The following is a 392-nucleotide window of genomic DNA, read 5'->3' on the forward strand; positions in this document are numbered from 1 at the left end:
CGAGGTCGCGGTCATCCTGATCGACACCACCGAGACGATCAGCGTCCAGGACCAGCGCATCATCACCATGGCCGTCGAGGCCGGGCGCGCGATCGTGATCGCGTACAACAAGTGGGACGAGCTCGACGAGGAGCGCCGCTACTACCTCGAGCGCGAGATCGAGACCGAGATGCAGCAGGTCGCCTGGGCGCCCCGGGTGAACGTCTCGGCGCTCACCGGCCGCCACATGGAGAAGCTGGTCCCGGCGATCGAGACGGCCCTCGCGGGCTGGGAGACGCGCGTCCCGACCGGCCGGCTGAACGCCTTCCTCGGCGAGGTCGTCGCGGCCCACCCGCACCCGATCCGCGGCGGCAAGCAGCCCCGCATCCTGTTCGGCACCCAGGCGGGGAGCA

Annotated in this window: 1 protein-coding gene; it reads left to right on the plus strand. The window is 70.7% G+C overall.

The annotated features are described in order from the left end of the window. Window positions 1-392 (plus strand): GTP-binding protein (locus tag G3I78_RS50470; protein WP_343244056.1); only part of this gene is annotated, 392 nt, incomplete at both ends.

Source organism: Streptomyces sp. SID13726, from assembly GCF_010548375.1.
In the GTDB taxonomy this organism is placed as follows: domain Bacteria; phylum Actinomycetota; class Actinomycetes; order Streptomycetales; family Streptomycetaceae; genus Streptomyces.